Raw genomic sequence first — 796 nt, forward strand, 5'->3', positions numbered from 1 at the left:
GCATAGAGACGCCTTCACCCCATCAGAACTTGCCCTGCTCAGTCGCGTCTTCGCACGCAGCAAAATCAAAAACGAAACCGCAACCGAGAAGGAGCGGCGCGCATCACGTATTCTGGCTTACTACCAGGCTGGGGTCACGGATGAGGATGAGCTAGAACTGCTTTCTCGCCAACCGCTCGGAAGGTGACGATTAGTCTTCCTTCTTCAGAGCTTCCGCCTCGTCTTTGAGCTTCGGCCAATCGGCGCCATGCCTGCGAAGCAGCGTTCGTGCCTGCTTGGGGTCAATTTCCGTGAGCTCGACCAGATGTTCGACCTCAAGGTCCTGGCCCTTCGCAACCCGGCTTGCCTCGTTCGCTTTTCGTTGCATCTCGACGACCCTCTGCTGAGACAACATGAACGAGCGCTGAGAGTGCGCGTTCCAGAACTTCATACAAAAATCGCGACATCGATTAAATCAGTCGGATTGCGCCACTGAGGCGGGCATGCCCTTCTGCTGCGGCTTTCCGATTTGTCCAATGTGGAGAACCCGAGCTGGTCGCAAATGGCGGCGGCATCTTCGTGCGTCAGTCCGGCCACGCGGCATTCGGTTTCGTCGCCGCTCCGTTTGGTGTGCCGGCGTTCGGCAGCATTCTGTCGCAGCAAGTCCTATCGCACGTTATCTCATCAGCTTGATCTGAAGCGAGATGCTCAGCCTCAGAATCCTGTCGCCATTTTCGTTCCGCACTTCAACAAATACTTGCTGCCCGTCCACCTCGGTCAGTGCATCTCTCGTAAGGTCGATAAGGCCTTCGAAGCC

The 796-nt window shown here is 56.5% G+C and carries 2 protein-coding genes; one reads left to right on the forward strand and one right to left on the reverse strand.

Features of this window, described 5'->3' with window-relative positions; translation table 11 throughout:
• Positions 1-187, forward strand: a 187-nt coding sequence (locus EN879_RS39605; RefSeq protein WP_127274799.1) for a hypothetical protein, incomplete at its 5' end; no start/stop codon positions are given.
• Positions 188-190: 3 nt separating this feature from the next.
• Here EN879_RS39605 and EN879_RS37675 read toward each other — a convergent pair.
• Positions 191-430 (reverse strand): hypothetical protein, encoded by a 240-nt coding sequence (locus EN879_RS37675; RefSeq protein WP_032899472.1) that lies wholly within the window; start codon positions 428-430, stop codon positions 191-193.
• Between the last annotated feature and the right edge of the window lie 366 nt (positions 431-796).

It is taken from the genome of Mesorhizobium sp. M7A.F.Ca.AU.002.02.1.1 (genome assembly GCF_003998535.1).
Classification (GTDB): Bacteria; Pseudomonadota; Alphaproteobacteria; order Rhizobiales; family Rhizobiaceae; genus Mesorhizobium; species Mesorhizobium ciceri.

Excerpts from the sequence above, each read along its gene's own strand:
- EN879_RS37675 (WP_032899472.1), bottom strand. The coding sequence starts at position 430 with ATGAAGTTCTGGAACGCGCACTCTCAGCGCTCGTTCATGTTGTCTCAG.